The 2,407-nt window shown below is 55.1% G+C and carries 3 protein-coding genes; 1 reads left to right on the forward strand and 2 read right to left on the reverse strand.

Translation table 11 applies throughout. The features are described 5' to 3' along the window. Positions 1–439: 439 nt before the first annotated feature. Complete coding sequence (locus RSSM_RS23500) at positions 440–1,249, reverse strand: helix-turn-helix domain-containing protein (RefSeq protein WP_008685308.1); 810 nt, start codon at positions 1,247–1,249, stop codon at positions 440–442. 215 nt (positions 1,250–1,464) lie between these two features. Next, positions 1,465–1,587: a hypothetical protein gene (locus RSSM_RS35235; RefSeq protein ID WP_008685310.1), complete on the reverse strand. Its 123-nt coding sequence runs from the start codon at positions 1,585–1,587 to the stop codon at positions 1,465–1,467. Between the two features lie 147 nt (positions 1,588–1,734). On the opposite strand from RSSM_RS35235, the gene RSSM_RS23505 reads away from it, so the two are divergent. Next, positions 1,735–2,097 (forward strand): hypothetical protein, encoded by a 363-nt coding sequence (locus tag RSSM_RS23505; RefSeq protein WP_044303443.1) that lies wholly within the window; start codon positions 1,735–1,737, stop codon positions 2,095–2,097. Positions 2,098–2,407 lie beyond the last annotated feature (310 nt).

Below are 2,407 nucleotides of genomic sequence, written 5' to 3' on the forward strand. Positions count from 1 at the left end.
ATGATGGTGGTTGCTCCTTCGGCCGCCAAACGAGTCGCGATCGCCAGACCGATTCCGCCAGTGGACGCAGTGACCAGGGCTGTTTGGTTGTTGAGTTCAAGATTCATCGAATTTGTATCCTGTTGGTGTTGTAAAAGAGTTTGGTTGGCAATCTCGCATCACCCTCCCTCCGGAAGGGGCAAGCGAAGTGAGGGGAGGGTCCAGCAGCGGCTCCATCGCGTAACCCGCCCTGCTCTCTCCGCTCCCAATCCTTTGAAAGAGCGAGGCAATGCCGCATGACCTCACGAGTTTAGGAAGGTGGCCGGGACGCTTCTTGAACGATCTTGCGCGCTGTCAAAAGAAAATGCAGCGTAGGGAGAAGGCTTCGTCGCTGGACTCGTCAAAGTTCGGAATGAAGGAAGTTTCAAACCCAGGCGACTTCAGCGACGGGATTGGTGTGTCAGGAATTGCTCGATGGATTCGCTGCCTTGGAATACGCTCCCGGCGCGACCCCAATGAATCGTTTGAAATGCCGCGTGAAGTGCGACTGGTCCGCGAAACCGGCTGCGTAGGCAACATCGATGAGCGACTCGCCGGCCAGCAGCATCTGCTGCGCACGACGGACTCGGATCTGAGAGAGATAGGTTTGAATGGGAATGCCGACTTCTTTGGAGAACACGCGGCTGAGATACGGGGCGGAGGTCCCGGCCAGCTGGGCGAGTTCGGGAAGCGAAACGTTCTCGCGGAATTTCTCTTCCAAGCTTTCCTTGACTTTGCGGATGTTCGCACGTCCCTGTTTTTTCGGAACGTCTGGCATGGACGCGTGCCGCACGAGCAGTTCGCAGATGGCATCGTAAAACGAGGATTCCTGATCCAACGACGGGTCTCCATCGTCCATCGACCGGTGAGCCTGCAAGACGAGATCCACGAGCTGCGTGTCGTCGATGACCGGGGGCAATAGCAAGGGTTCGATGTCACCATTGCGGTCAAACGTCCGGACAATGTTGGCGACGACATTCGGGTCCGCATAGAGATAACGCCACGCCCCGGTCGCCGTGCACGAATGCACTTCGTTGGGATGAATGACGAGTAGCTTTCCCGGGCCGGTGAAGTATCGCTGGCCACGATAGAAGAACGTCCCTGTGCCGCCTTCGGAAACGCCCAGTTTGTATTCCGGGTGCGAGTGATTCGGCCAAGTGTGTTCGACCGACTCCCATTGATGCACCGTGATCCTGTCATCCGCAGAACCATGAACCTTGAAATGCTTCACTGTTAACCCGGAAGCCATGCTGTCCTCGGTGGCGATTCAAACGAAGTGAAAGGTGTTCGAAAGTTGATGTCGCGAGACAAGTGCGAACAAGCGAGGCGATGAGTCTGCCGGCAGGAAATTCCTGTTCGCCCCCTCGATGGAGACCAAACAATTTCCAGTCGAAACCCCTTCCAATAAGCCCGCACACCCGTCCGTCTTGTCTCTCCTGACGACGGTCAGCTCGCGGCCATGATCCGCAGACTCCCTACCGAAGAGTTGTCAATCGGCGAGTCGGCCGAGACGAACGCCTTGCCGCTGAGTCCTCGTTTGCGGCCCAACCGACGAGAATGAAATCGCATCGGACCGCGACCTAGATCTGTCACAGATCTGCGTTCGCTCCGCTGTAAAGTCTATGTCAATCGTTGTTGACACGTTCCCCCAAAAGGCCCCGCGGTCTGTCAGGGTGGAACCAGATAGTAAGCTGACCAGCCAAATGGAGAAAAGCGATGTACCGAATCATACTTGGGACTGTGGTTGCCCTCGCCAGCGTCATGTATGCCAATCGTGCTCAAGCGCAGTTCGCGGAAGGGACAGACTATGAGTACACGGTGCTCTACGAAGATCCCACCATCTCGTTCGTGGACTACTACCTGGATCTCCATTTCGATTTCGTGCTCTATATTGAATCGCCAACCATACCGGGACATTGGCAAATTGCCGGTGAGCCCTTTGACACGAGGGACGAAGCGGAATTTTGGCAATCAATATTTGCGACCAGTTACAACACGTACATCTTGGCGATACCGAGCACACAAACCTTGCCGAGCAAAATGAACTTGAAGCGAACGCAAACCTGGAGCAGACCGTGAGTCTCCCATGCGAACGTATACGCCCAAGGCGTTTCTCCGAGAAGCATCGGTTTTGACAACGCAGGATCGTGCGAGCGGACAAGTGAAGGCCGACACCAGCAATGATGAGTTCCTGTCCGAAGACATATCAGGCGATTGGTGTCGGCTAGAGCAATCTGATACTTAACGCATTCAATTCCCGCAGCTGGAAACGCCAGGAACATTTATCAATCGCGCAAAAAACGTGCTGCTACAACAGAAATTCGCGTCGAGACCGTAGCGAAAGTCGCCAAGACTTTCGGCGTTTCACAGAGCATGCCGAAACTCTTGG

The organism is Aporhodopirellula sallentina SM41 (assembly GCF_000346505.1).
GTDB lineage: Bacteria > Planctomycetota > Planctomycetia > Pirellulales > Pirellulaceae > Rhodopirellula > Rhodopirellula sallentina.

Coding starts and splice junctions, on each gene's coding strand:
- RSSM_RS35235 (WP_008685310.1), bottom strand. CDS start 1,587: ATGCGATTTCATTCTCGTCGGTTGGGCCGCAAACGAGGACTCAGCGGC.
- RSSM_RS23505 (WP_044303443.1), top strand. CDS start 1,735: ATGTACCGAATCATACTTGGGACTGTGGTTGCCCTCGCCAGCGTCATG.